Annotated in this window: 3 protein-coding genes; all 3 read left to right on the forward strand. The window is 38.3% G+C overall.

Annotation, left to right across the window (positions count from 1 at the left end):
- Positions 1 to 375, forward strand: a 375-nt coding sequence (locus ACR2MV_RS13545; protein WP_434022505.1) for a hypothetical protein, incomplete at its 5' end; no start/stop codon positions are given.
- 34 nt (positions 376 to 409) lie between these two features.
- Positions 410 to 2,809 (forward strand): TonB-dependent receptor, encoded by a 2,400-nt coding sequence (locus tag ACR2MV_RS13550; protein ID WP_434022507.1) that lies wholly within the window; start codon positions 410 to 412, stop codon positions 2,807 to 2,809.
- 18 nt (positions 2,810 to 2,827) lie between these two features.
- Positions 2,828 to 3,382, forward strand: a complete 555-nt coding sequence (locus ACR2MV_RS13555; protein WP_434022508.1) for a type 1 periplasmic binding fold superfamily protein — start codon at positions 2,828 to 2,830, stop codon at positions 3,380 to 3,382.
- Positions 3,383 to 3,797: the final 415 nt, after the last annotated feature.

Consider the following 3,797-nt stretch of genomic DNA (forward strand, 5'->3'; position numbering starts at 1 on the left):
TTTTTTCTCTATTTTTGCAAACTTCGGATATACTCCTGTATGAACAGAAAAAAACAAATCGTTAAATTACTTTCAGCATCGGCTCTATTTATAGCGTTGATGTTGCCAACAGTGATTCAATTTGTTCATGTTTTTGGCGTGCACGAGCATATCGTATGTACAGACCAGGATCTTCATGTTGATCAAACCGAAGTAAAATGTGAAATCTGTGCCGTTCAATTCGTGCCATTCGATTCAAATCTCCCCCAATATTCTCAAATATTATCTCCTGATTTTGATGTCTTGCAAGTTGACGAGCTTTCAAAGCTTGAGATAGATTTAATAATCTTTAATTCAAACCCACTTCGAGGACCCCCTTCTTCTATTCTTAGTTAAACAAATAAACTTTTGATGTTAATTATGAATAGGAATGCGAAATACCGCTCTTTTGGTACTGCTATTGGCAGTTACCAATGTTTTTTCACAACAATGTGACAATACCCTAACGGGAATCATTACCGATCTGCATGATGGTTCGCCACTTGTGGGCGCTACTGTTATTGTTGCAGGCTCTGAAATATATGTTCAGTCTGATCTTGACGGAGAATTTAGAATTCCCGAATTATGCGACGGAGTATACTCCTTTCAAGTAGCCCATCCTGGCTGTCTTACCCAAGGTTTCACAGTTAAGATATCGGGCAACATGACAAAAAGGTTCAGAATGGAACATCATTTGGAAGAACTTGATCAAATCGTTTTAAGAGGTAAAAGTTCAGGAGATAATACCAAAACAATTGTTGAAAACCAACTATCCACTGAGGATCTGGAACGGTTCAGCAGTGGTTCAATCGGTGATGCTCTTAATAGTTTGAGTGGCGTTGCTTCGTTGAACACGGGTAGTACGGTTGTTAAACCCATGATCAATGGGCTTCACAGTAGTCGCGTTGTCATCATTAACAAAGGAGTCCGAATGGAAGACCAAGAATGGGGTGCTGAACATGCCCCAAACATTGACATCAATTCGGTGGGAAACCTTACTTTGATTAAAGGGGCTGGCGCCTTGCAATACAGTGGAGATGCAGTAGGTGGTATTATTGTAGCTGAGGCTCCAACCGCTCCGGTTCTAGACAGTTTGTTTGGCAAAACCCTCCTCACAGGAGCTACCAACGGACGAGGTTTGTCAGTTTCGACACAATTGACTAAAACCTACCATAACGGATGGTATGGGTCTGTTCAAGGTTCCTTCAAGCGGTTTGGTGATTTTGAAGCGCCCGATTATGTATTGAGTAACACTGGAGTAATAGAAGGAAACGGATCGTTCACCATCGGATTAAATCGCTATGATCAAGGGTTCGAGGCATTTTACAGTATTTTTAGAACTGAAATTGGCATTCTGCGTGCATCACATTTATCTAGTGCACAGGATCTGGTCAGGGCGATCAATAGTGACGTTCCATTGGTTATTGAACCTTTTACTTATGATATCAATGCTCCGAAGCAGGATGCAAAACATCAGGTGGCTCGAATTAGCGGATTTAAGCGTATTGATGGTCTGGGTAGGTTGAGCCTGCATTATGATTTCCAAAGAAATAATAGGTTGGAGTACGATATTAGGAGAGGAGACGACAGGGATAAGGCATCGTTGGATCTGGAGCTTGATACCCATTCCATTCAGCTTGACCTAGATTCTTTTCTCAATGACGACCTGAGATTGAAAACGGGACTGATGGGATCTTATCAAGACAATTTTGCAAATCCAAATACAGGTGTAAGGAGGCTGATTCCCGATTATGAAAAATATGACTTTGGGGTATATGCTATTGCTGATTATCAGTTTAACGATCATTGGATGTTTGAAGCGGGTGCCCGCTTTGACTATACGTTTATGGATGCGCTGAAATTCTACAGAACATCCCTTTGGGAGTCAAAGGGCTACGATGTACTTTTTCCAGAATTTGTAGTTAGAGAGGTGGGTAATCAGATATTGACCAACCCCCAACTTCATTATCCAAATCTGTCAGCAACGCTTGGAGCTACCTACTCGTTTGATAATAACTCGAAATTGTTTATGAATTATTCCATGGCATCAAGAGCTCCAAATCCATCAGAATTGTTTAGCGAAGGTTTACATCATTCAGCCTCTCGTATTGAAATTGGAGAGTTAGCTCTAAATTCAGAAGTGGCACATAATGTTTCCCTCTCTTATCAATTTCAAAACGAGGTTTGGAATATTTCAGTCAATTCTTTTGTGAATACCATACAAGATTTTATTGTCATAGAACCTACGGGTGTTCAACAAACGATTCGAGGTACTTTTCAGGTATGGGAATATAGACAGACTGATGCGCAGCTTCTTGGTTTTGATTGGGACCTGTCCTATCTATTTGCCAAAAATTTTCGATTCAATCATCAGTTCTCATTTATAAAAGGATATGACAGAATAGAGGATGAAGCCCTAATTGATATGCCTCCTGTAAATACTCAGAATGAGATCGTTTATCAGAATCCTGACTTAAAAGATCTCAGAATCTCACTTCAAAGTAATTATGTATTTATGCAAAATGAATATCCTGATAACAACTTTGAAGTTTATATCCCTGAAACGGGAACGACCGAATTGGTGGACGTGAGTACTCCTCCCGATGCTTATCACTTATTGAACTTTAGTTCCAGCATCACTTTAAGGTCAACAAATAAATCAAAATTCACCCTGGGATTAGACATCACTAACTTGATGAATACTTCCTACAGAAATTACCTGAACCGTATGCGTTATTATGCAGATGATTTGGGTAGAAATATTTTAATAAATCTAAAATTTAATTACTAACATTTAAATAATAAACAAATGAAAAACTTAAAATTATTAGCAGCTATCTTTATCTTTTCAACCTTGCTAATGTCTTGTAGTGACGATGATGATGATATTCCACCTGTGAATGAAGAGGAATTAATTACAACCATGACGATTACTATGGTACCTAACGGTGGAGGAACAAATGTCACCTTAAAGACAGTAGATCTGGACGGTGATGGTCCAAACCAGCCAGTAATTACGGTATCGGGTCCTATGACTTCTGGTATTACGTATATGGGTAGTATCGAGTTGTTGAACGAAACCGAAGATCCTGCAGAAGACATCACTGTAGAAGTTGAAGAAGAGGCAGAAGAACATCAGTTTTTCTACACCGTAGGTGGAGGACTTGACGCAACAACCGAATATAAGAATTTTGATATGGATGGAAATCCTTTAGGAACAGAATTTTCATTAGATGCTGGAGACGCTAGTACAGGTACATTAACCTTTACTTTACGTCACGAGCCAAAGAAACCAAATACGGGTATTGATGATGCCGGAGGAGAAACTGATATCACAGCTACTTTTCCAGTGGAGATTGAATAATTGAGAATTTCAAGATTCTAAAAAAACCGCCAAGTTCGCTTGAGCGGTTTTTTTTGTGAGAATTTGTTATTCACTGCGTTTAATTCTAGCATTTGTACCCCTGAAATAATGCCTTCAATACTTTCAAAATTAATGAGCAAAAGGCATTTCCTTGGTTGAGATCTTAGCAATATAATTGTATCTTTAGGATACTTAAAAGTTAGTATTTTGGATATCCAGTCAATTATTCTTTTGTTGATTTTTATCATCGGGTTTTTGGCATTTTTTATAGTGCTCATAAAAATGCGACGTAAATTCAAGGAAAAATTCTTTTTCCTTTTATATATTTTTTCCATTAGTCATTATTGCCTGGTTATTTTTCTGATCCATAGTAAATTCGTCATTGATTATCCTCATTTTTTTAGAACTGCCAGTC

The sequence above is a fragment of the Lutimonas sp. genome, from assembly GCF_051011215.1.
Lineage (GTDB): Bacteria > Bacteroidota > Bacteroidia > Flavobacteriales > Flavobacteriaceae > Lutimonas.

Bases quoted from the DNA above. Each gene is read 5' to 3' on its own strand.
- ACR2MV_RS13555 (WP_434022508.1), top strand. From the start codon at position 2,828: ATGAAAAACTTAAAATTATTAGCAGCTATCTTTATCTTTTCAACCTTG.
- ACR2MV_RS13550 (WP_434022507.1), top strand. From the start codon at position 410: ATGCGAAATACCGCTCTTTTGGTACTGCTATTGGCAGTTACCAATGTT.